This is a genomic window from Streptomyces sp. NPDC046805, assembly GCF_040645355.1.
In the GTDB taxonomy this organism is placed as follows: Bacteria; Actinomycetota; Actinomycetes; order Streptomycetales; family Streptomycetaceae; genus Streptomyces.
This window is the reverse complement of sequence record NZ_JBEYYC010000038.1, coordinates 16,572-37,215: the sequence shown is the minus strand read 5'-3', so window position 1 is coordinate 37,215 and position 20,644 is coordinate 16,572. Positions and strand designations below refer to the sequence as shown.

Sequence of the window (20,644 nt, the reverse complement as noted above, 5' to 3'; positions counted from 1 at the left end):
GGCGCGATCGACGGTCGGGGAGAACGGGGTGGTACGGAGGGACGGGGCGGGGCGGCCGACAGCGAGGCGCGAGCGGGGCGTCCGGTTCGGCGGGTGGAGCGTGCGGTTCAACGGTCGCCTCCTGGGGCCGTCTCGGGGACGAGCCGCAGGCCCTCGGCGCGCAGGGCGCGGCGGTGTTCGGCGGCCTCGGTCCAGGTGGTGCCCGGGCCACTGGCCGGGCCGGTGGCCGTGCGCAGGGAGGCCCGCTGCGGGGCCGGGTCGGGGCCCGCCACGGTCCAGCGGGTGTCGCGGACGCCGAGGGAGCGCGGAGCGGCGGCGAAGCGCCGGCGGCCGCTGCGGCGGGTGGCCGCGCGGGCGGCGGGCGCGGCCGCGGTGCGCAGGGCCGTGGCCCGGAGGGCCGGTCCTGCGGGGGCGCCGGGGGTGGCGGTGCGGTGCGGTCCGTCCTCGACGATCTCCTCGTAGGCAATCGGGGAGGCGAACACCCCGGCCAGCTCCCGTCGGCGGTCGAGGGCGTCCTCGGCGGTGGCGCCCGCGGTCAGCAGGTCGAAGGAGGGCGCCGAGATCTTCTCCTCGTCCGTGAGGTCGAGGAACTGCGCCGGGGCGAAGTACTCCTTGGTCGGAGTGAGCCGCACCGTGACGGGCTCGGTCGCCGGGTCGGTGTCCTCCACGGTGAGCTCGCGCTCCAGGTCGACCCGGTGGTCACCGTCGACCGGGGCGTTGCCGACGTGGGCGAGGGTGACGCCGAGCGGGGCGACCCGCTGGGTGAAGGAGAGGCCGCCCAGCGGGTGGACGATCAGCTGCCCCTCGGTCTGCGGCAGTTCCCGCAAGGTGACCAGGGTGCGGCCGGTGCCGGTGAGCTGCGCGGTCCAGTTGCGCGGGTCGGCAAGCGCCTTCTCGACCTCGGTGGTGACGTTGACGGCGGCGGGCGACGCGGGCGACGCACCGCGCTCGCCGAGCGTGCGGTCGAAGCTGATCTCGCCGCTGAAGAAGAGGAGTTCGAAGCGCGCCCGGCCGCGCACGTGCCAGGGCGCGGGCCCGGACAGCGCGACCTCCGCCCCGATGCCCATGAGGGTGCGGCTGCCCCGCTTGAGGGCCAAGTGGCCCGCGATGACCGCTTCGAAGCCGAAGGGGTCGAACTGGACGAGGGCGTCGAATGCGAGCAGTCCCTCGACGCTGAAGCCGAGAGCCGCCGCGTACAGCTCCAGGCGGGCACCGAACTGCAGGGTGTTGGAGGTGAGCGCGAAATACGCCTCCAGGCGGACCCGCGGGTTGTCGCCGCTCAGCAGTGCCAGGTTGAGCCGACGGAGTTCGGGGAAGCCCTCGGGGCGCTGGAAGCGGGGGTGGAAGCCGCCCGCGGACAGTGCGAAGGAAGGGGTGCCCTTCCAGCGGGCGCGCATCGCCATGTCGCCGGTGAGCGGGAAGGCGGCGATCCGGGAGTCGTAGAGGGTGGCGTCGACGGACGCCTCTCCGCGCTCGAAGTCGATGACGCCGAGGACGTCCATGTTGACGACGACGGCAGCGGCCTCCTCGGTGGGCAGCGCCATCCGCAGCCGGCCGAGGATCACCAGCCTTACGGGGGTGGGCAGTTCGAGGAGGAGACCGAGATCGAGGGTGAGCAGGGTGGGGGTGCCCCAGCCGATCCGGGCCATGGGGCCGACGACGTGCCGGCCGGGGGTCGGCGGTAAGACCGCGCCGAGGGTGGCGATGATCTCGGGGGCGCGGGCCAGCGGGTCGCGGGGGAACAGCACCGAGTCCAGGGCCCTGGTGCGGATGCCGGCGCGCAGGGCGTCCACCGAGACGGAGCGGTTGATGCCGATGAGCCCGCCGACTCCGGCGAGGGTGAAGCCGAAGCCGAGCTGGATCGGGGTGAACTCCGCGGAGACGAGGATGAGCAGGGAGAAGCCCTCGCTGCCGTCCGGCATCCTGGTGGTGAGCAGGCCCACGGCCTTGAGGGCGATGCTCTCCAACTGGAGTGCGAGGACGCCCGCGTACTCCTGCTTCCGCTCGTCGAAGAAGAGGTAGCCGCCGCCGGTGACCGGTCCGGCGCCGACGGCGAGGGCGGCGCCCTTGGGCGGGTCGAAGGCGGCGCCGAGACCGACGGGTCCGAGATTGCCGTCCGTGGTGGCGAGCGTGGCCCCCAGTCCGAAGCGCTCGACCGTGGCCTGGACGGGGCCGAGGGCGAGCCGGGCGGTGGCGGAGACGGCGCCGCGGAGCTTGCCGTCGGCGGTGTCCGCTCCCAACTGGAGGTGCAGGGCCTGGAGTTCGATGGGGCCGAGCCGGGTGTTGACGGGCAGGGTGGCGTCGAGCCCGGCGGAACCGGTGAAGCTCAGGCCCTTGCGGCGGGACCACTGCAGACCGAGGGCGAACTCGGTACGGAGTCCCTCGGGGGGCAGCACCTTGGCGAGGAAGCCGTCGCCGTCGCCGCCCGCGACCACGACGGCGGCCTTGTCGGCGGCGATGCCGATCTCGACGTCGTCGCGGCCCTCGGCGCCCTCGGGGGTGTCCTCCAGGACCGCCTTGAGCCAGGCGCGGAAGGCGCCGACCTCCAGTCGGGTGCCGGTGGCGCTGCCGAGCAGCAGGGCGGGGGCGTTCTGCTCCTCGCCGGTCTTGCGCACTTCCAGGGCGAGTTCGACCCGGCCGGCGGTGTCGGTGGCGAACGCGACGCCCTGCGGGCCGATCGAGACGGCGGGACCGGCACCGGACAGGTCGGCGCGCAGCGCCCAGCCGCCGCCGAGGAGCTGGTCGACGGCGGCCGCCCCGCGCGGGACGACCACGACGCCGAGGCCGCCCGACCCGGGCGAGGAGATGCCGAGGGTGGCGCCGATCTCGCCGCCGATGCCGGGCGCGAGCCGGACGGGTATGCCCAGGGTGAGCATGCGCCGCCCGAGGGCGACGGAGGCCTCGTCGAGGCCGGAGCCGGTGGTGTCGCCGAGCCCGGCGACGATCCGTACGCCCAGCTCGTGCAGGAGTCCGCCGAGCCGCGGCAGGAGAGTGGCGGCCAGCGCGTCGGCGGCGGCCTCGTCGACGAGTCCGCGGGGCAGGTAGTCGGCGCGCAGCGAGGCGACCGGGTCGGTGACGAGTTCGACGAGCCGCTGCGGGCGCAGCCGGGCCCGGGCGACGTCCGTACGGACCGGCTCGCCGTCCTGGTTGACCACCGGGCTCTGCGGGCCGGCCTCCTCGGGGAGCACGACCACGCCGAGCAGGACCAGGACGTGGTAGAGCACCTGGTGGTGGCGGAGCAGCCAGTCGGTGACGAGGAAGTGGACGACGTCCTCCGCGAACGCGGCCGCGTCGAACGCCCCGAGCGCCGGCGGCACCTCGCGGACCAGGTCCACCGCGTTCCCGACGACGTCGAGCAGCAGGCCGAGCCCTTCGAGGTCCTGCGGCGGGTGGGCGACCAGTTCCTCGAGGCCGCCGACGGCGCTCGCGGCGGTCTCCAGCCAGGCCGCGACCTCGCCGGCGCCCCGCTCGCCGGCGGCGGCCGGGTTCCATCCGGTCCGGGCGAGCAGGGCGGCGAGCTGGTGGGGGTTGGCGACGGCCTCGGTGAGCGGGGCGATCAGCCGGAGGATCTCGGTGACCAGCGCGCTCTGCCCGTCGGCGGGCGGCTGTGGTTCTTCGGCGGGCGGTTCGGCCGTGGCGGCCGAGGGCGCCGGCGCGGGCTCGGCCGCGGCCGCCGACACCGTCTCGCGTGCGAACTCGGCGAACGCGCGCATGGCGTCACCGGGCTTCCCGTTCATGCCGTCCGTGCCGTTCGCCCCGTCGTTCAGGAAGTCGTTCAGGAAGTCGTTCTCGGGCCCGCGGGCTTCGCGCTCGGAGTTCTCCGTCATGTCGGCAGCCCCTCGGTGTCGAGCACGAAGTCACGGGCGGTGCGCAGGGTGCGCTGGTCGGCGGGCAGGTCGTTCAGCGGGAGGGCGAAGTGGCGGGTATTGCTCCCGCCGAACCAGTCCGGCCAGTCGTCGACGACGCGCAGGGTGTGGCCGGGGTCCGAGTAGCCGACGTGGTTGTCGTGGTTCGAGGGGTGCGGCTTGAAGCCCGGCACCGAGGTGTCGGGGCAGGGGTTGTTGGTGAGGATCGCGGCGGCGAGGGCGACCTCGTGCGCCTCGGTCCAGGTAGCCGTGTTCGGCCCGAAGGTGAGGCCCGAGGAGGCCGCCGCCGTCGCCACCACGTTCTGCAGCCGCACGGAGGCCGTGGAGTCGGGTTTGTCGCGGAGCAGGTACGCGGGGCCGAAGACGTGCCAGCGGTACAGCAGGGCGGCGGTCTTCTCGGAGCGGAAGACGTCCCCGATGGTGGTGCCCGCCTGGAGCGGGAACGGGTTGGTGGCGGTGGGGTGGTTCCAGGGTGTGGCCCGCAGGTCGCGCAGCCGCATCCGGGCCATGTCCCACATGCCGCGGCGGAAGCCGTCCAGGGTGCGGCCCGCCATGACGAAGCGGTAGAACCAGTGCCACAGCCGGAAGTACTCGTGCTCGGCGTACTGGCCGTACTTCTGGGTGACGCCGGGGCCCGGAGCGGGGTAGCCGCCCAGCGGTGCGGTGGTGCCGTCCTGCCGGGTGAGGACGCCCCGGGCGGCGTACTTGCGCTCGGCCGGATCCCAGGGGCGTGGGGTGCCGACCTGGCCGTTGCCGGTCCAGGCCCGGTCGGGCTGCACCCCGAAGAAGCCGACGACCTTCTGGAAGGCGGCCTCGTCGCGGCTGCGCAGATAGGCGAAGAAGGCCCACAGTTCGCCGTCCTTGACCTCCCACAGGGAGCGGTCCGGCCGGCCGGGCTCGCCCGCCGGGTGCCAGACCCGGGTGCCGGCGGTCCAGTGGCACAGGCCGAGCGAGGCGAAGGCGTGGTCGTAGCAGTTGACGGAGTCGAAGGAGCCGAGCGCCTCGACCTCGGCGACGGCCCGGACCACCTTGAAGGTGGCCAGGGTGTCGGCGTCGAGATCGCGCAGCCGGGTTCCGATGAGCGCCTCGGGAGTGATCTCGGCCTCGGGTGCCCAGGTCTGGCTGCGCGCCGGGTCGGCGACCGGGCCGGCCATCCAGCGGAACGGGTCCGTCTTGCCGGCCCTGGGGTCCGGGTAGGGGGCGCGCTGGCCGATGGGGGTCTTGCGGTCGGTCTGCCAGCTGTCGGCGGGGCGGCTCGCGGGCCGCGTCCAGTAGTCGGAGAAGTCCCTGGCGTACATCCGCGGCGAGGTCTTGGTGTCGTTGACGGGCGCGTCCCAGCGCCAGACGTTGTCGGCGAGCCGGGCCGGGCGGGTGCCGGCGGCGGGGATGACCGGGATGGCGTCGGGGGCGGCCGCCGCGGTGAGCTGCCAGGCCTCGACGACGAGGGGGCAGCGCCAGCCGTTGGTCTTCCAGCGGGCGATGACCTGGCGGGTGGCGGTGTCGACGACACCGCTGACCGAGCCGGTGAAGCGCTGCGGCGCGGGCACGTCGACGCTCTCCAGGGCGGAGGCCCAGCGGTGGTCGCGCAGTGCGGTGACGGCGTCGCCCGCCGGGTGCGCGGCAGCGCCGGTGCCGTCGGCGGCGCGGGTGACGGTCCAGGTGGTGCCGGACACGGCGGTGACAGTGACGTTCTCGTCGCCGATCCGGGCCTTGAACGGCAGCTCGGGCAGGGTCCCGGTGGCCGGCGCGGCGAGCATGAGGGCGGTGGCGGTGGCGGGGAGCGGCTGGGCGAGGCGTACGACGGCGGTGGCGACCTTGGCGACCCGGCCCATCTTGGCGTACGACTGCAACTCCCGTACCGCCCACCGCACATCGCGCCCGAAGGCGCCGTCGCGGATGCCGGCGACGCCGAAGCCGAGCTCCAGGAGGTCGCGCTGGAGGTCGCCGACGTGGGTGGCGCCGGCGGTGCCACCCGCGGTGGAGGCGTCGGTGTCGCCCTCGCGCAGGGTCTTGCCGCCGTACAGGTCGGGCAGTGACACGGGCGGGGCGCCGGTCGTCTGGCCGACGTCGAGCGGGACGACGAGACGGGTCAGGGGGGCGCCGTTGACGTTGCCGGGCAGGCGCCACCAGAGCGTCTGGATCACGGACTTGGCGTCCTGGCCGTCCCAGGTGAACTGGACCTCGCCGATGTTGTTGGACCCGACGATCTCCTTGCCGCTGCCCCAGACACTGTAGCCCTTGTGGTTCTCGGCGGCCTGCACGTACTGGGCGAGGGCTGCGCGGCGGTCCCCGGTGGCGGGGAAGGAGACCGGTGCGGGGGTGCCCGGGCGCGGGGCGGTGCCGTCGGGGTCGTCGTGGCGGTAGTAGTTCAGCTCGTACTCCCACTCGGGGGCCGGGCTGTGGACGGTGGTGCTGTCGGACAGTGCGAGCAGGGCGGGGCTCTCCCGCACGTACGTCAGGCCTGAGGGCTCGCCGGATGCGTCGTACGTCCGCACGGGCAGGGAGCGGCCCTCGGCGTTGGCCCAGCCGGTCTTGCGGGTGTGCGGAAGACCGGCAAGCGTGAATCCGATGCCCTGCAGGAACAGGGTGCCGCCGGCCTGGTTCTTGAGCGAGCTCGCGGTCAACTGGGCTAGGACGCCGCGGACTTGGCCGGGGGTGGAGCTGTACGGGGCGGTGGCGCGATAGGCCAGGCGGGCGGCGAAGCCGTAGTGGACGTCGCCGCCGAGGCAGATGACGCGGCGGCGCCGCACCCCGTCGGAGCCGGGCTGGGCGTGGCCGAGGACGCGGGCGACGAACTTCTCGAAGGCGCGGGGGTCGTGGCCCCAGGCCTCGTAGTCCCTTTCGAGCTGACCGGGGTAGCCCTTGATGCGCCGGACGGCGGGCTGGGCGAACTCCTCGATCAGCGGGTCGCCGAGCACCGGGCAGGGCGAGAGGAGCACCGTGACCTTGTCCAGGCCCTGGTCGGCGGGGGCCTCCACCATGGCGGCGTAGGCGGCGTCGGAGAAGAGCAGGGAGGGCGGGTCGGTGGGGCCGCCGCGGAAGACCCGCTGGGTGCGGGTGTCGACGGCGACGAGCTGGTGGCCGTTCCAGGTGATGGCGTAGTGCCAGGTGAGCGAGCCGTCCGCGCGGACCATCCGGCCGGACGCGTCGGTCCTGCTGGGCACACCGGTGCGGCGGGCGATCACGGCGGCCGGTCCGGCGGCGGTGTGGTCGGGCGCGGCGAGGGCGGTGAGCAGCTCGCGGCCGGCCTCGCCCTGGGGGCCGTCGGCGAACTGCTCGGGAGTGTTGCCCCAGCCCTGGCAGACGGCGTACGAGGCCATGGCGTTGCCGAGGAACTGGCGGCCGTGGACGGTGTCGCAGACCTCGTCCACCCAGCGCTTGGAGATGAACCAGTCGTCGGTGACCTCGTGGTCGTCGAACATCGTGTACGTAGGGGTGTTGGCGAGCGCCCTGCGGACCATGCCCAGGGTGTTGTGGAAGCCGTCGATGAAGTCGCACTCGGCGACGTACTCCATGAGCCGCTCGTGCGCCTTCTTGTACTGCGGCTTGGTGCGCAGCCCGAAGAACTCGGTCGGGTCGGGGTCGCCGAGGGCGGCTGACTCCTTCGGGAACAGCTCGGCGAAGAAGCGGACCGGGGACGCCGCGGGCCACAGGGCCGGGGACCACGCCAGGAGGTACATGGCGAGGAACTCGGAGAGCCGCAGCAGGTGGCTGCGCCCCTCGGTGGTGGTCATGTGGAAGTCCCCGGTGACCATGTCCTGCCGGTGGCCGGGGCGGAAGAGCCACTCCTGGCTGGCGGGCGGGAGGGTCGGGAACTTCTCGTCGCGGCCGAGCAGGGCGCGGCCGTAGGTGGAACAGATGTGCAGCAGCCCGTCGGCGACGTCGTCCGCGTAAATCTGATCCCCCGTCAATATCAGTTGCTGGGGCCGTCGTTCGGCCGAGGCGACGTCGGCGGCCAGCACCTCGTCGAGGATCGACAGGGCGTCGGTGCCCTCGGCGTGCGGCTTGCGGCAGGAGGCGTGGAAAAGCCGCAGCCGGGCCGGCTCGTCGGGCGGCGTGACGAAGCTCGGCAGGTTCGGGGCACCCGAAGTGCCCTCGTACAGCAGCGCCTTGCGGGCAGCGGCCTCGTCGGCGGCGACGATCCCGGCACCGAACAGGCCGGGCGCACCGGCGGCCACGGGGGTGGTGGGGGCGGACACGTCCTCGCCGAACCGGACCGCGTAGCGGTAAATCGTCCCTGACTTGAGCACGCCCTCGGAGGGTGCCGTGGCGGTCACGGCGACGACGTACAGGTGCTCCCCGATCCGCGCGGCCACCCGGGTCCCGGTGAGCGTGGGCACGGCCGGTAACTCCCCCACGCCGCCCTCGTACACGTCCAGCGTGACCTTGCGCGGCGCCTTGAGCGCCAGCCACACGGTGACGCCGCTCCGGTCGACCCGCCGCACGATCGGCCCGGCGAGCACCAGCGGCAGGGCCGCGATGTCCAATGCGGGCAGCTCGGACACGACAGGCCCCCCGATTCCCCCCATAACCCCCACCCCGTCCCTTCTGTGCAGGATGCCCGACACTTAGTCTCCACACGACCTACACCTGATATACACTCAATAAACATATAGAGCTTGCGTATTTACCGAACACCGCACAAACCGACCGCGAGATCACAGACTGCCTGTGGACTGCCTCCGAAGGGTTCACCCAGGTCAAGCGCGTGTTTCACCGAACGGAACACGAAGCCGGGTCAGGTACGGCCGTCCTTACGGACGATCAACCGCAGGTCCTTGGGCCATCCGTCGAGTAGGTCGCCGCTGAGTACGTCGACCCCTGCGTACGCACGCGCGAGTGGTCCATGCGCCGCACACGGAATCGCCCACATCCACCGCGTCGTCACCGACAACGGCGCCTGCTGGGCGGACCGGCAGCGTCGGTCCGCCCAGCCGCCGTCGTGGAGCCCGGTCACGAGCGGGGGCGCCCCGGGCACGGGCGCCAACACCGCCGGGCCGTCGTCAGCGTGACTCTCCCTCCGGGAGCGAGATGTCTCCGTCCCACCACGGGTCGATGGGCGCGCACTCCAGCCGCCGTCCCAGTTCGTCCAGGATCCACCCCTGCAGCTTCACCGTCCGCAGCACGATGCCGTGGTCGACGATCTCCAAACCAGGGCACTCCGCCCCGATGCGGTCCTCCACCTCCAGGACGCTGTCCACGGAGTGCAGCCACGTGGAGAGGAAAACGTTCGTCTCGCCGCTGGTCGCGGTCAGCAGCCGGACGGCCGGCATCCGGCCGAGTCGTTCGCAGATCTGCCGCCGCTGTCGGACGGGCACCCGAGCCCACAGCAGCGAGGTGACCGGCCAGCCCGTGACGTGCTGCGCGATCTCGCAGCGGAACGCGACGGCGCCCGCGCGCTCCAGGCGCGTCAGACGACGACGGGCCGCCGTCTGGCTCGTCTCCGTGCGTTCCGCCAGATCAGTGACGGGCAGACGACCATCGTGCGCGAGCGCGAGCAACAGCTTCCGGTCCGGCGCGGTTAGTCGGCCGGGGGCACTCTGCCGCGGCGCGGTCTCACCCGCGATGGCATACAGAAGCAACTGCTGCGCGCGCGGGAGAGCGTCCAGCCGCCAGTCGCTCCCGGCGACCAGGATGCGCGTGGTGATCTGGGCGCTCGCCCGCACCACACCGGGCAGGCGGCTCACGTGCTCCAGGATGAATCGGGACAGGCCCGGCAGGTCCCTGGTGACGGCGTTCACGTGGATGTCCCGTCCGCTGGCCAACTCCATCACGGACTTCGTCCGTGGGTCCCGGGCCAGCGCGAGGGCGACCCTGCTGCGCGCGGCCGGTTCGCAGTCCACGTCGATGAAGGCGTTGCACAGCGACTGCCACAGGCCTGGGCTGCCCGTGGCCGTCACCCAGGCCAGTCCGCGGTCGGAAATCCGCCCCCAGCGCCGGGCGACTGTCACCGCGCTGAGGCCCAGTACCTCGCCCAACGCCGTCCAGGACGCCCGCGGCGCGATCTGGAGGGCGTGGGCGATCGTCAAGTCCGTCTCGTCCAGCTCACCCTGGAGCGCAGCGGCGGAATCCTTCATGCTGAGCTGCTCCATGGTGATTCTCATCGTTTTCTGTGGTTGATGAACAGGAGACGGCCACGATGAACCACCACCGACGGGCCACGCAAGAGTGATGGCGACTGGAGCGGCAGGTCCGCCGACGTGTCACGGGGCACGCACCTCTCACGGAAGGGCCGGATCCGAATGCCGCAGAACGAACAGCAGCAGCCGTGGGAATGGGACGAGCCGACCTGGCGTCGCCACGTCGGACACGTCCGGGCCGGGCGCTCCCTCACCCCTGACACTTGGGCGGGCGGAGCCCGTTGTGCCATCGCCGTGTCCTTCGATTCGGACCACGAGACGCCGGCCTTGCGCGATGGTGAGACGAGCCCGGCGAAGCTTGCCCAGGGCGAGTACGGCGCCCGCGTGGCGGTGCCGAAGATCCTGGACCTCCTGGAGCGGCACCGCGTCCCGGCGAGCTTCTTCATGCCTGCCGTCTGCGCCCTGCTGCGTCCGCAGGAGGCGAAGTCGTACACGAGCGCCGGGCACGAGCTGGCCATTCACGGCTGGATCCACGAGCGAAACACCCTGCTCACCGCGGAGACCGAGCGCGAGCTCCAGCTTCGCTCGGCCGACACCCTGGAGCGGATCAGCGGCGTACGGCCCGTCGGCATCCGCACGCCCAGCTGGGACTTCTCGCCGCACACCCTGGCGATCACCCGCGAGATGGGCCTGCTCTACGACTCCTCGCTGATGGCTGACGACGAGCCCTACGAGCTGGTCGAAGACGGAGAGGCGACGGGCGTGGTGGAGGTCCCCGTGGAGTGGATCCGCGATGACGCGCCCTATTTCATGATGGAACGCTTCGCCTCCCTGCGTCCCTACATTGCGCCGCGCGACGTACTCCAGATCTGGAAGGACGAGTTCGCCGCGGCGTACGCGGCCGGCGGCCTGTTCCAGCTGACTCTGCACCCGCACATCATCGGCCACCGCTCCCGTCTCGTCGTGCTCGATGAACTGTTCACCTACATCAGCGAGCACGAGGGGGTGTGGTCGGCCACCCACCGGGACATCGCCGAGTACTGCCTCGCGCGGCGCCCGGCCGACTGACCCGGCCGGCCTCCTGGACGGCCGGCCCACGGCCACCGACCCCAACTGGGCACCGCCGCCCGTCCGGTAAGCGGCGACGGCGCCCTTACTTTTCGAGCCAGGACACCTACTCCTGCCTGGCACCGCCGAGCCGCAGTACCCGTCCGTGCCGCACCCGGCGTCCCCACCTCGCGACGCCCCACGGCCCATCGGGCTTGCCGACGCGCACCCCACGCGCCCCGCTGGCGCAGGCGCACACCCCGCGCGCCCGCCCTCCGGCGTACCCGCACGGTGTTCCGGCGCATGTGCGGGTGCGGGCACGCCTGTCGCACAGCCCGGACCCATGCGGAACCGCACGCCCTCGTCGCATCCCCCGCAGAACCAGGACCCCGCACGCTCCTAGCCCGATCCGTCCCCATGACGCTCCCAAGGAAGCGAGGAACGTCCCTCGTGAACACCGACACCGCCGCATCCGGCATCGCACCGTCCAACAAACTGACTCCCCGGCAGCGCAAGGCCATCGTGGCCGGCACTGTGGGCAACGCCGTCGAGTGGGTCGACTGGGCTCTCTACGCGATCTTCGTGAAGATCATCGCCGATGTCTTCTTCCCGAAGGCCCACGGAGGAGTCGCGCTGCTCTCCACGCTCGCCATCTTCGCCGTCGGCTTCGTCATGCGTCCCGTGGGAGCAGCCGTCCTCGGAATGTACGCAGACCGGCACGGCCGCAAGAAGGGGCTCACTCTCACCATCGGCCTCATGGCGGGCTGCGGCTTCGTTATCGCCTTCACCCCCGGCTACGAGACGATCGGCATCGCGGCACCGCTGATTCTGCTGCTGGCGCGGCTCGCCCAGGGCTTCTCAGCGGGCGGCGAGTTCGGCTCGTCCTCGGCGTTCTTGGTGGAGTCGGCCGCGGCCGGGCGGCGCGCGTTCGCCGGTTCCTGGCAGCAGGTGTCCGTCGCGGTCGGCGCCCTGATCGCCTCGCTGCTCGGCACCACCTTCACCTCGCTGCTCAGCGAGGGCGCTCTGCACAGCTGGGGCTGGCGCGTGGCGTTCGTCATCGGCGGCCTGCTCGGTCTGGTCGGCCTCTGGCTACGGGTCTCCATCGAGGACACCGATTCCTTCGCCGAGACCAAGGCGAGGGGACAGGACCGCAAGAACCCGCTGAAGGCAATGTTCGTCGAGCACCCGCTTGCTGCGCTGCGCGTTGTGGGCATCACCGTCGCCGGCACGCTGACGTACTACATCTGGGTCAACTACCTTCCCACCTACGCCAACTTGACTACTGGCATACCGCTGGAACGGGCGCTGCTCTCCCAGACGCTGTGCCTGATCGTCTTTGTCGTGCTCCTGCCCTTCGCCGGCCTGCTCTCCGACCGGCTCGGGCGCAAGCCCACCATGGCGGCCTTCGCAGGCGGCTTCGTCGTCCTGGCCTGGCCGATGCTGCACCTCCTGAACGACAGCTTCGTCGTGCTGTTCCTGATCCAGCTCACCGGCATGCTGCTGATCCTCGGCTACTCCGCCAACTGCGCGGTGATCATGGCCGAGCAGTTCCCGCCGGAGGTGCGGGCCACCGGCATTGCGCTGCCGTACGCCCTGGCTGTCGCCGTCTTCGGTGGTACCGCCCCGTACATCACGACCTGGATGAGCGACTCGGGGCACGCCGACAAGCTCTGGCTGTATGTCTCCGGCGCCGCGCTGGTGTCCCTGGTCATCTACCTGACCATGCCCGAGACGAAGGACAAGGAGTTCGCCTGATGCCGCACGTACTGGTCACCGGGGCCGCGAGCGGCATCGGACGGGCCGTCGCCGAGCACTTCGCCGCGGCCGACCACCGGCTGACGCTGGTGGACGTCGACGCCGCCCGGCTTACGATCACCGCGAGCGCGCTGGACGCGGCGCACCTGGTCCTCGACCTGTGCGCCGCCGACGGCCCGGCCACCGCCGTCGCTGACGCCTGGCGGACCCAGGGACCGGTGGACGTGCTGGTCAATGCGGCCGGCATCTACCCGTCGCTGGACATGGCCGAGGTCACCGCCGCCGACTGGGATCGCGTCTTCGCGCTCAACACCCGCGCCCCGGTGCTTGCGACGGCCGAACTGGCCCGTCGCGCGACGCGGGCCGGCCGGGCGGCCTCAGTCGTCAACATCTCCTCCGGTGCCGCGCTCCGCGCGCGGCCCGGCGGCGGCCCTTACGCGAGCTCCAAGGCGGCGCTGGAGATGGCCACCCGTGCGGCGGCGCTCGAACTCGGCCCCCACGGCATCCGCGTGAACGCTGTCAGCCCCGGCTTCATCGGGGTGGACAGCGCCTGCAACCCGGTTGCCGACGAGTACGCCGCGGCTGTCTCCGTCAATCCGCTCGGACGGCCGGGCACTCCGGCTGACGTCGCCCGTGCCGTCATGTGGATCGCCGGACCGGACGCCTCCTGGGTGACCGGCGAGATCCTCCGCGTGGACGGCGGCAGCGGCACCGGCGCGACCCACTTGCCCCGCCTCTGGCCCCCGGCCGCGGGATCGCCGGGCGGCGGCGCAGGCGCCGGTGCCGGAGACAGCACGGGCGCCGAACGGGCCCCGCGTGCCCCGGCGGACGATCACCCCGCGCACGCCGTACCTCACCCCCGCACCCCGGGCACGCGCCCGGATGCCACGAAGGGACACACCTCATGACCGGCGACGCCTACACCGTGGTCGGAGCGGGCGCCATCGGCGGCACGCTCGCCCACAGCCTCGCAGCGGCCGGGCACCAGGTCGCCGTCATCGACACCGACGCCGCCCATGTGGCCACGATCCAGGCTGACGGACTGAGCATCCTGCGCGGCGAGGAACGCGCGAGCGTGCGCCTGGACGCCGCCACCCCCGACACCTACCAGGGCCCGCCGCTCGAACGGGTGCTGCTCAGCGTCAAGGCGCAGGACACAGAAATGGCGATGCGCTGGATCGCGCCGCGCCTCGTCCCGGAGGGCTACGTCGTCTCGGTGCAGAACGGTTTCAACGAGGCGCTGATCGCCGAACACGTCGGCACGGAACGGACCGTCGCCGCGTTCGTCAACATCTTTGCCGACCTCGCCGAGCCCGGGGTGGTGCGCGACGGTGGCCCTGGCGCGTTCGTCATCGGTGAGCCGGGGGGTGCGCCGGTCTCCGCGCGGGTGCGCGCCCTCGTCGCCGACCTCCAGGCGTGGGGTCCAGCCCAGGCCAGCGACAACGTCGAGGGCTACCTCTGGGCGAAGGCCGCGTTCGGTGCGATGCTCTCCGCCACGGCCCTCGCCGACGTGGCCATGGCCGACCTGATCGACCGCCACCGGACCACCATGTACGCGCTGGCCGCAGAGGTGTACACCGCAGCCGGCGCCGCCGGGGTCACGCTGGAGTCCTTCGACGGCTTCGAGGCGCTCGCCTTCCGGCCCGACACCGACCCGGCGTTGCGGGACGCCGCCTGCGACCGGCTGACCGCCTGGCTGCGCACCCAGCCCAAGGACCGCAGCGGTATCTGGCGCGACCTGGCCGTCCGCCGCCGTCCGGTGGAGGCAACAACGCACTACACGACCGTGTTCGAGCAGGCGCGCTGCGCGGGCCGGGACGCCCCGGTGCTGCGGGCCGTCCTGGACGGTCTGCGGGAGCTGGAGCGGGACCCGTCCGCCATGTCGGAGTCCCGGCTCGACGCTCTCGACCGCCTGGCATCGTCCGCCGGTGACAGCGGATCAGGCACCGGCGGGACGATGGATGCAGGCAGCTCCATCGGGCGGGATCTGCCTGACGGGCCCGCGCTCACCGACGCGCAGGCTGTCGCCGTCCTCCGCTGGCTGGACGACCACCGTGACGCGATGGCCGACGACCTGGCCGCCTACACCTGCCAGGAGAGCTCCAGCGACGACCCGGCGTCCCTCGCCGCCTGCCTGGACTGGGTCCGCGGCTGGCTCGACACTTCCCTCGGCACGCCCGCGAGTGAGGAGATCCTCCCGCGCGCGGACGCCGGCGACATCCTGATCCGCCGCTACGCCGGAACAGGCCCCTCCACCGCCGCGGCGCTGCTGCTCGTCGGCCACTACGACACCGTCTGGGCCACCGGAACCTTGCGCGACTGGCCCTACCACCGCGACGGCGACCACATCTCCGGGCCCGGAGTCTTCGACATGAAGGCCGGACTCGTGCAGGCCATCTGGGCGCTGCGCGCGCTCACGGCACTGGACCTGCCGCGTCCGGGGTGCACGCTGCTCCTCAACGGGGACGAGGAGACCGGCAGCATGGCGTCCAGCGACGTCATCGTCACCGAGGCGCGGGCCTCCCGCGCAGCACTGGTCTTCGAAGCGAGCGCGGACGGGGCGGTGAAGACGACCCGCAAGGGCGTCGGGCTGTTCACGCTCACCGTCATGGGCAAGGAGGCGCACGCCGGGCTCGACCCGACGCGCGGCGCCAGCGCGGTCAACGAGATCTCCCGCCAGGTGCTCGCGCTGGAGGCCATTGCCGACCCGGCAGCCGGGACTACCGTCAACGTCGGCGTGCTGCGCGGCGGCACCCGCAGCAACGTCACCGCCGGCGAAGCGACCGCACAACTGGACATCCGGGTCGCGACGGCCGCCGAACGCTCCCGGGTCGACGCGGCCCTGTCCGCCCTCACTCCGGTCGACACCCGGACCGCCCTGAAACTCGGCGGCGGCTGGAACCGGCCGGTCTTCGAGCGGACCGAGGGAGTGGACCGGTTGTTCGCCGTCGCCGGAGCCTGCGCCGCGCCGCTGGGTCTCGACCTGCGTGAGACGGCCGTGGGCGGCGCCAGCGACGGGAACTTCATCCTCGACGCCGGCACCCCCGTCCTGGACGGACTCGGTGCGGTCGGCGATGGCGCGCACGCCCGCAGTGAGCACGTGACGCTCAGCGGCATGGTCGAGCGCTCCGCCCTGGCGGCCGGCCTCCTCGCCGCCTTCGCCGGCGCCTGACGGCTCGCTCAGGACCCGGTCCTGTTCCTGGGACTGAAGGCGTCCACCCAGTAGCTGCGCCACTGGGCCGGCGCCGCCGTGCCGTCGTCGGCGTGGGCGGGCAGCGCTGTGGCCACGCCGAGGAGTAGGCCGAGGACCGCCGCGAGGGTGGTGAGTACGCGAGACAAACGCATGGGTGGTGCCCCCCGTGAAGTCCGTCGATTACGGGCGTACGCCGTGAGGAGGCGCCAGGCAGCCCCCGGCTGGTCCTGCGCCTAGGCGAACGTGGCACCCCAGGTGGCGGGACCGACAATGCCGTCCACGCTCAGGCCCTTGCTCGACTGGAAGCTGCGGCAGGCGGAATCGGAGCCCGGACCGTACTGGCCGTCCACGGTGAGGGAGTAGCCGTGCGCGCTGTTCATCCGGTACTGCCAGGTCGCCACGCTGGCGTGCACGAAGGTCGGCGGCTGGCGGAAACTGACCCCCGGGTAGGGCAGGGGGCCGCCACCGGGGTTGACCTCACCGCTGAGCACCCGGGAGTACAGGTTGCCCGGGCAGTCGGTCGAGTGGTGGTCCCGGTGGCCGGTGATGGCCTGCGCGGCGCCGCCCGGCACCCGCAGACGGTCGATCCCGTAGCGGATGGCGTCGATCAGCCCGGCGGTGATGGTGTCGTAGTTGCTGCTGGTGCCGCCGGTGAGCGCACAGACCGCGTACCAGTCGTCGTTGCCCTGCGTGGTGCCCTGGGCGGCGGTACGGACGTGCTCGCCGCGCCCCTCGAAGAGGTAGCCGTGGACGCAGGCAAGGTGGCTGTAGGCGATGTCCGACCAGCCGTTGCTGTCCATGTGGAAGTTCTGGATGCCGCGCACCTGGCCGGCACAGTCGGCGTGCTCGGCCTCGGCCACCTTCACGGCATCGACATGGTGGACGACCACGCCACCCTGGTCTGGGGTGATGTTGCTGCTGACGCTGATGGGCGCCCGGGCGCCCCACTGCGCACGCGTGACGAACGTGGCCATCAGCTCCGCTCTCCTCTGCCCAGGGCGCAGCCGACGGTGGCGTTCAGGGGTTCGGCGTGCAACTCGCGGGCTGCGTCAGGGCCGTAGACAGCACCCGGGTCGCGGGGGTGCGTCACGAGGGGGAGCTCGCGGCTCCCCGACGGCACGGGGGTGGCGGCACGCGCGGGTCCGGAGCATATGACGGGCAGCGCGAGCGCTCCACCGGCCGCTGCCAGCAGCGCGGCGCGGCGTGATGGGCCATGGGTCACGGGGCCTCCAGGTGAGTGTGAGGTGGGTGCAATTCTCCCGGATATTGACAGGCTCCCGTCAAGACATCGGAAATCAGACGCAACCCGCAGCCGTTCCAGGGGAGTTGAGCGAGCACGATCGCCTCGGCGGCAGCTCTCTTCGTGGCCTCGCAGCAGTGCCTGGATCGTCAGGCCCTGCTGGTCGATCGCCCCTTGGCGTAGCGCTGCTCTAGCCATTGCCCGATACGGGTTGCGGCAAGACTGCTTCCTGACGGCTCGCCGGGCGCGATGGAACCGCCGAAGTGCGTGCCCCGGACCAACAGATGCGTCTTGTCCGCAGCACCAAGAGCGTCGACCATACGGCTGGTGGTGGACGGGAAGGCCGCCTGTCACCGGTGAGTTCGATGAGGAGGGTCGGTACACGCACACCCGGTGCGCAGCGAGCGAAGGCCGCGTGGGAGCTCAGACCGGACCAGGTGGACAACCATGCGTCCGGGGTGGTGAGTCGACCGAACCCGACGAGTCCGTAGTTGATGAGGTCTGGTCGGCTACCGAAGAGTGAGCCGTACGGGCGTTCGCCGGCGTCGATGCCCAGGTCGACCGTTCGCGGTTCGGCGTCCGTGCGGTGGACGGTGATCAGACGTGGTGCCAGGGACAGGCGCCGGCCGGAGGCTCTGCCCGTCTCCTTGAAGCGTTTCCTTGCGGCGGCCGCCTCGGCGGCCAGTGGTGTTCCGTGCAACGGGCCTCCAGCTCCTGATCACGCAGCTGCTCGCTGCCGTCGACCAGGCTGTCCATCGAGCCGACACCCTGGACCGCATGGCCTCGGCGGCCTCCACCTGGGAGTCGAGCAGCATCGCCGAACGGCAAGCGCCCTGCGCGACCCACGCCCGGACATCTGGTTGGCTGTCCCCGACGGGGCCGGACGCTCAGAACTCGGGGAGATCATGCGCGCAGATGTACGCCAAGTCGCCGACAACACCTACCTGGTGCACGGCGGCCACACCAACTGGGTGATCCTCAAGGACGGGGACGCCGCGACCCTGGTGGACACCGGGTATCCCGGGGACCGGCAGGGGCTCCTCGACTCCCTGGCGGCGGTGGGGAGTTCACCGGAGGCGGTCGCGGCCGTACTGATCACCCACGCGCACAACGACCATCTCGGCTCGGCCGAGTACCTGCGCGACACCTACGGCACGCCGGTCTATCTGCACGAGGCCGAAGTCCCGCACGCGCGCCGGGAGTTCCTGCAACAGGTGACGGTAGGGGAGGTGCTGCGGAACGTGTGGCGGCCGGGCGTCGCACCGTGGCTGGTACACGTGGTGCGCTCCGGGGGCACCGAGCAGCATCCCGTCGCCGCACCCGAGGCGTTCCCCGGCGAGGGCGCGCTCGATCTGCCGGGCCGTCCCGTCCCGGTGCACACCCCCGGTCACACGGACGGCCACGCCGTCTACCACCTGCCCGACGCGGGCATCGTCATCTCCGGCGACGCCCTGGTCAGCGGCCACGCCACATCCCGCGTCAAGGGGCCACAGCTGCTGCCCGACATGTTCCACCACGACCGTGCCCGCGCGCTGGACTCGCTGCGGCGGATCGAACAGCTCGCCGGCGACACCCTGCTGCCGGGCCACGGCCCCGTCCACCACGGATCCGTACGGAAGGCCGTCGAGCGAGCACGGGAGCAGGCAGCCTGACGGCAGGGCGCTCAGTCGTGCGGGACCACGGCCACCGGGCACTCCGCGTGGTGCAGCACGCCGTGCGCCACCGAGCCGATGCGGGCGCCGACCGCGGTGCGGTGCGCGCGGCGCCCGACGACCATGAGCTGGGCACGCGCGGCCACCGACAGCAGCACCTCCCCCGCGCTGCCCATCTCCACCTGCTCGGCCACGCGAACACCCGGGAAGCGTTCCCGACACGGCGCCAGTGCCTCGGCGAGCGCCTTCTTCTCGTACGGTTCCAGGCCGCCGACCTCGTCCAGGAGCCGCAGCGAGCCCGGGCTGTAGGCGAAGACGGGCGGCAGGCTCCACGCCCGTACGGCCCGGACGGTGGCTCCGCGGGCCGCCGCCGTCTCGAACGCGAACCGCAGCGCCGCCGCGCTGTCCTCCGGACCGCCCTGCTGGCCCACGACCACCTCCCGGCCGGCCGCTTCGGCCGACGGCCGGTCCCCGCCCCGCACCAGGACGACGGGCCGCGCGGCCTCGGCGATCACCTGCTGCCCGACGGAGCCCAGCAGGAATCCGACGACGGGGCCGTGGCCGCGCGAGCCGAGCACCAGCATCGCGGCCTCCGCGGCGGCCGCGACCAGCGTCTCGACGGTATGTCCCTCGACCACGTCGACGGACACCGCCGGCTCCGGATGCCGCTCGGTGACGGCGCGCACGGCACGCGTCACCGCGTCCCGTACCCAGACCTCCTGCGTCCGCCGGTCCGCCGCGCCGATCGCCTCGTACGGCTGGAACCGCCACGCGTGCACCACACGCAGGGGCAGCCCACGGCGTACGGCCTCCCGGGCCGCCCACGCGAGCGCGGCCCGGCTCTCCTCCGTGTCGTCGACCCCTGCCGTGATCGGGCGTGTCATGCCTCGGGCCTCCCAGCCTGTTCGTCGCACCGCTTCCACGGCCAGTCTTCACCCGGTGTGCGCGCTGCCGCGTACCGGGGCGGAGCCGGCCGATCGAACATACGATGGGCAGGTACCGGTGCGGTCACCACGGCGCCCCCGTCCCGCCCGAGGAGACATCATGAGCAGTGACGCCGCGATCGATCAGAGCGTCCCGCCGAGCGGCAGCGGCTGCGTGGAGTGCGACGCGACCGGCGGCTGGTGGTTCCACCTGCGGCGATGCGCGCAGTGCGGGCACATCGGCTGCTGCGACGACTCGCCCTCCAAGCACGCCACCGCCCACCACAAGGCCACCGGCCACCCGGTGATCCGCAGCTACGAGCCGGGCGAGGGCTGGTTCTGGGACTACGACACGGGCGAGCTGTACGCGTCCGGACCCGAGCTCGCTCCCCCGGCCGCCCACCCGGCGGACCAGCCCGTCCCGGGCCCGGCGGGACGGGTGCCGGAGAACTGGGCGGAGACGCTGCGCTGACCCGCCTCCTCGGCCGGCCGCGCGAGCGGCGCGCCGGCCGGTCACTCCACGGCCGGGTCCTCCTGCCCGTGCCGTACGGCCTGCTTCACCGCCTGCTCCAGCTCATGCCGGGACATCCCCACATCCGCGCGTGCCGCGTACTGCGTGACCGCGGCCTGGAACGCTTCGGCCGCCGTGCGCCAGGCCCTCCACTGCTCGTCGTACGCGTCACCCGTGAGGCCCGCGAGCCGTGCGCGCTCCTCTTCGGCGGCGTGCTCCAGTTTGATCAGTTCGTCGGGAATGTCTGCCACGACCACGGATCCTAGGCGGGCAGGACGAGCCCCCGGCCCTGGCACTTACCGCCCGTTCGGGTAGAGCCTGGGGAGAACCCGGGACGAGCCTTATGCTGACCGGCAGCCGGACACGGGGGAAGGGGC

Annotated in this window: 14 protein-coding genes; 6 read left to right on the top strand and 8 right to left on the bottom strand. The window is 72.4% G+C overall.

The window, feature by feature from the left end:
* Nucleotides 1-107: 107 nt before the first annotated feature.
* From ABZ910_RS31450 to ABZ910_RS31440, 3 genes are all read right to left on the bottom strand, one after another.
* The gene (locus tag ABZ910_RS31450; protein ID WP_361371773.1) at nucleotides 108-3,827 is read right to left on the bottom strand and encodes a DUF6603 domain-containing protein; all 3,720 of its coding nucleotides are present in this window, start codon (nucleotides 3,825-3,827) and stop codon (nucleotides 108-110) included.
* A complete protein-coding gene (locus ABZ910_RS31445) occupies nucleotides 3,824-8,371 on the bottom strand; it encodes a hypothetical protein (protein WP_361371770.1) in 4,548 nt (1,515 codons plus the stop codon). Before ABZ910_RS31445 ends, ABZ910_RS31450 begins: the two co-directional genes overlap by 4 nt.
* A gap of 498 nt (nucleotides 8,372-8,869) precedes the next feature.
* A complete protein-coding gene (locus tag ABZ910_RS31440; protein WP_361371767.1) occupies nucleotides 8,870-9,958 on the bottom strand; it encodes an Lrp/AsnC family transcriptional regulator in 1,089 nt (362 codons plus the stop codon).
* A 150-nt stretch (nucleotides 9,959-10,108) separates the two neighbouring features.
* On the opposite strand from ABZ910_RS31440, the gene ABZ910_RS31435 reads away from it, so the two are divergent.
* The 4 genes from ABZ910_RS31435 (at nucleotide 10,109) to ABZ910_RS31420 (ending at nucleotide 15,920) form a co-directional block, all read left to right on the top strand.
* A complete protein-coding gene (locus ABZ910_RS31435; RefSeq protein ID WP_361371764.1) occupies nucleotides 10,109-11,014 on the top strand; it encodes a polysaccharide deacetylase in 906 nt (301 codons plus the stop codon).
* Nucleotides 11,015-11,443: 429 nt separating this feature from the next.
* Entirely contained in the window at nucleotides 11,444-12,748 is a 1,305-nt protein-coding gene (locus ABZ910_RS31430; RefSeq protein WP_361371761.1) for an MFS transporter, read from the top strand.
* A complete protein-coding gene (locus ABZ910_RS31425) occupies nucleotides 12,748-13,656 on the top strand; it encodes an SDR family oxidoreductase (protein WP_361371758.1) in 909 nt (302 codons plus the stop codon). The genes ABZ910_RS31430 and ABZ910_RS31425 overlap by 1 nt, the downstream gene beginning before the upstream one ends.
* On the top strand, nucleotides 13,653-15,920 hold the full coding sequence (locus ABZ910_RS31420; protein ID WP_361371755.1) for a 2-dehydropantoate 2-reductase: 2,268 nt from the start codon (nucleotides 13,653-13,655) through the stop codon (nucleotides 15,918-15,920). Before ABZ910_RS31425 ends, ABZ910_RS31420 begins: the two co-directional genes overlap by 4 nt.
* A gap of 8 nt (nucleotides 15,921-15,928) precedes the next feature.
* On the opposite strand, the gene ABZ910_RS31415 is transcribed toward ABZ910_RS31420, so the two are convergent.
* The 3 genes from ABZ910_RS31415 to ABZ910_RS31405 form a co-directional block, all read right to left on the bottom strand.
* Nucleotides 15,929-16,093 (bottom strand): hypothetical protein, encoded by a 165-nt coding sequence (locus ABZ910_RS31415; RefSeq protein WP_361371752.1) that lies wholly within the window; start codon nucleotides 16,091-16,093, stop codon nucleotides 15,929-15,931.
* Between the two features lie 81 nt (nucleotides 16,094-16,174).
* On the bottom strand, nucleotides 16,175-16,915 hold the full coding sequence (locus ABZ910_RS31410) for a peptidoglycan-binding domain-containing protein (protein WP_361371749.1): 741 nt from the start codon (nucleotides 16,913-16,915) through the stop codon (nucleotides 16,175-16,177).
* Nucleotides 16,915-17,163: a hypothetical protein gene (locus ABZ910_RS31405; RefSeq protein ID WP_361371746.1), complete on the bottom strand. Its 249-nt coding sequence runs from the start codon at nucleotides 17,161-17,163 to the stop codon at nucleotides 16,915-16,917. The genes ABZ910_RS31410 and ABZ910_RS31405 overlap by 1 nt, the downstream gene beginning before the upstream one ends.
* A gap of 923 nt (nucleotides 17,164-18,086) precedes the next feature.
* Here ABZ910_RS31405 and ABZ910_RS31400 point away from each other — a divergent pair.
* On the top strand, nucleotides 18,087-18,833 hold the full coding sequence (locus ABZ910_RS31400; protein ID WP_361371743.1) for an MBL fold metallo-hydrolase: 747 nt from the start codon (nucleotides 18,087-18,089) through the stop codon (nucleotides 18,831-18,833).
* Nucleotides 18,834-18,844: 11 nt separating this feature from the next.
* Here ABZ910_RS31400 and ABZ910_RS31395 read toward each other — a convergent pair whose 3' ends face one another.
* Entirely contained in the window at nucleotides 18,845-19,717 is an 873-nt protein-coding gene (locus tag ABZ910_RS31395) for a universal stress protein (protein ID WP_361371741.1), read from the bottom strand.
* A 160-nt stretch (nucleotides 19,718-19,877) separates the two neighbouring features.
* On the opposite strand from ABZ910_RS31395, the gene ABZ910_RS31390 reads away from it, so the two are divergent.
* A complete protein-coding gene (locus ABZ910_RS31390) occupies nucleotides 19,878-20,228 on the top strand; it encodes a UBP-type zinc finger domain-containing protein (RefSeq protein ID WP_361371738.1) in 351 nt (116 codons plus the stop codon).
* Nucleotides 20,229-20,269: 41 nt separating this feature from the next.
* Here the strand turns inward: ABZ910_RS31390 and ABZ910_RS31385 are convergent, their stop codons facing one another.
* Nucleotides 20,270-20,518 carry a hypothetical protein gene (locus ABZ910_RS31385; protein WP_361371735.1) on the bottom strand — a complete coding sequence of 83 codons (249 nt, stop codon included), beginning with the start codon at nucleotides 20,516-20,518 and terminating at the stop codon, nucleotides 20,270-20,272.
* Nucleotides 20,519-20,644 lie beyond the last annotated feature (126 nt).

What these genes read in the sequence shown, in the direction of transcription:
- ABZ910_RS31395 (WP_361371741.1), bottom strand. Translation starts at nt 19,717, where the DNA reads ATGACACGCCCGATCACGGCAGGGGTCGACGACACGGAGGAGAGCCGG.
- ABZ910_RS31415 (WP_361371752.1), bottom strand. Translation starts at nt 16,093, where the DNA reads ATGCGTTTGTCTCGCGTACTCACCACCCTCGCGGCGGTCCTCGGCCTA.
- ABZ910_RS31425 (WP_361371758.1), top strand. Translation starts at nt 12,748, where the DNA reads ATGCCGCACGTACTGGTCACCGGGGCCGCGAGCGGCATCGGACGGGCC.
- ABZ910_RS31390 (WP_361371738.1), top strand. Translation starts at nt 19,878, where the DNA reads ATGAGCAGTGACGCCGCGATCGATCAGAGCGTCCCGCCGAGCGGCAGC.
- ABZ910_RS31400 (WP_361371743.1), top strand. Translation starts at nt 18,087, where the DNA reads ATGCGCGCAGATGTACGCCAAGTCGCCGACAACACCTACCTGGTGCAC.
- ABZ910_RS31450 (WP_361371773.1), bottom strand. Translation starts at nt 3,827, where the DNA reads ATGACGGAGAACTCCGAGCGCGAAGCCCGCGGGCCCGAGAACGACTTC.
- ABZ910_RS31420 (WP_361371755.1), top strand. Translation starts at nt 13,653, where the DNA reads ATGACCGGCGACGCCTACACCGTGGTCGGAGCGGGCGCCATCGGCGGC.
- ABZ910_RS31435 (WP_361371764.1), top strand. Translation starts at nt 10,109, where the DNA reads ATGCCGCAGAACGAACAGCAGCAGCCGTGGGAATGGGACGAGCCGACC.
- ABZ910_RS31440 (WP_361371767.1), bottom strand. Translation starts at nt 9,958, where the DNA reads ATGGAGCAGCTCAGCATGAAGGATTCCGCCGCTGCGCTCCAGGGTGAG.
- ABZ910_RS31410 (WP_361371749.1), bottom strand. Translation starts at nt 16,915, where the DNA reads ATGGCCACGTTCGTCACGCGTGCGCAGTGGGGCGCCCGGGCGCCCATC.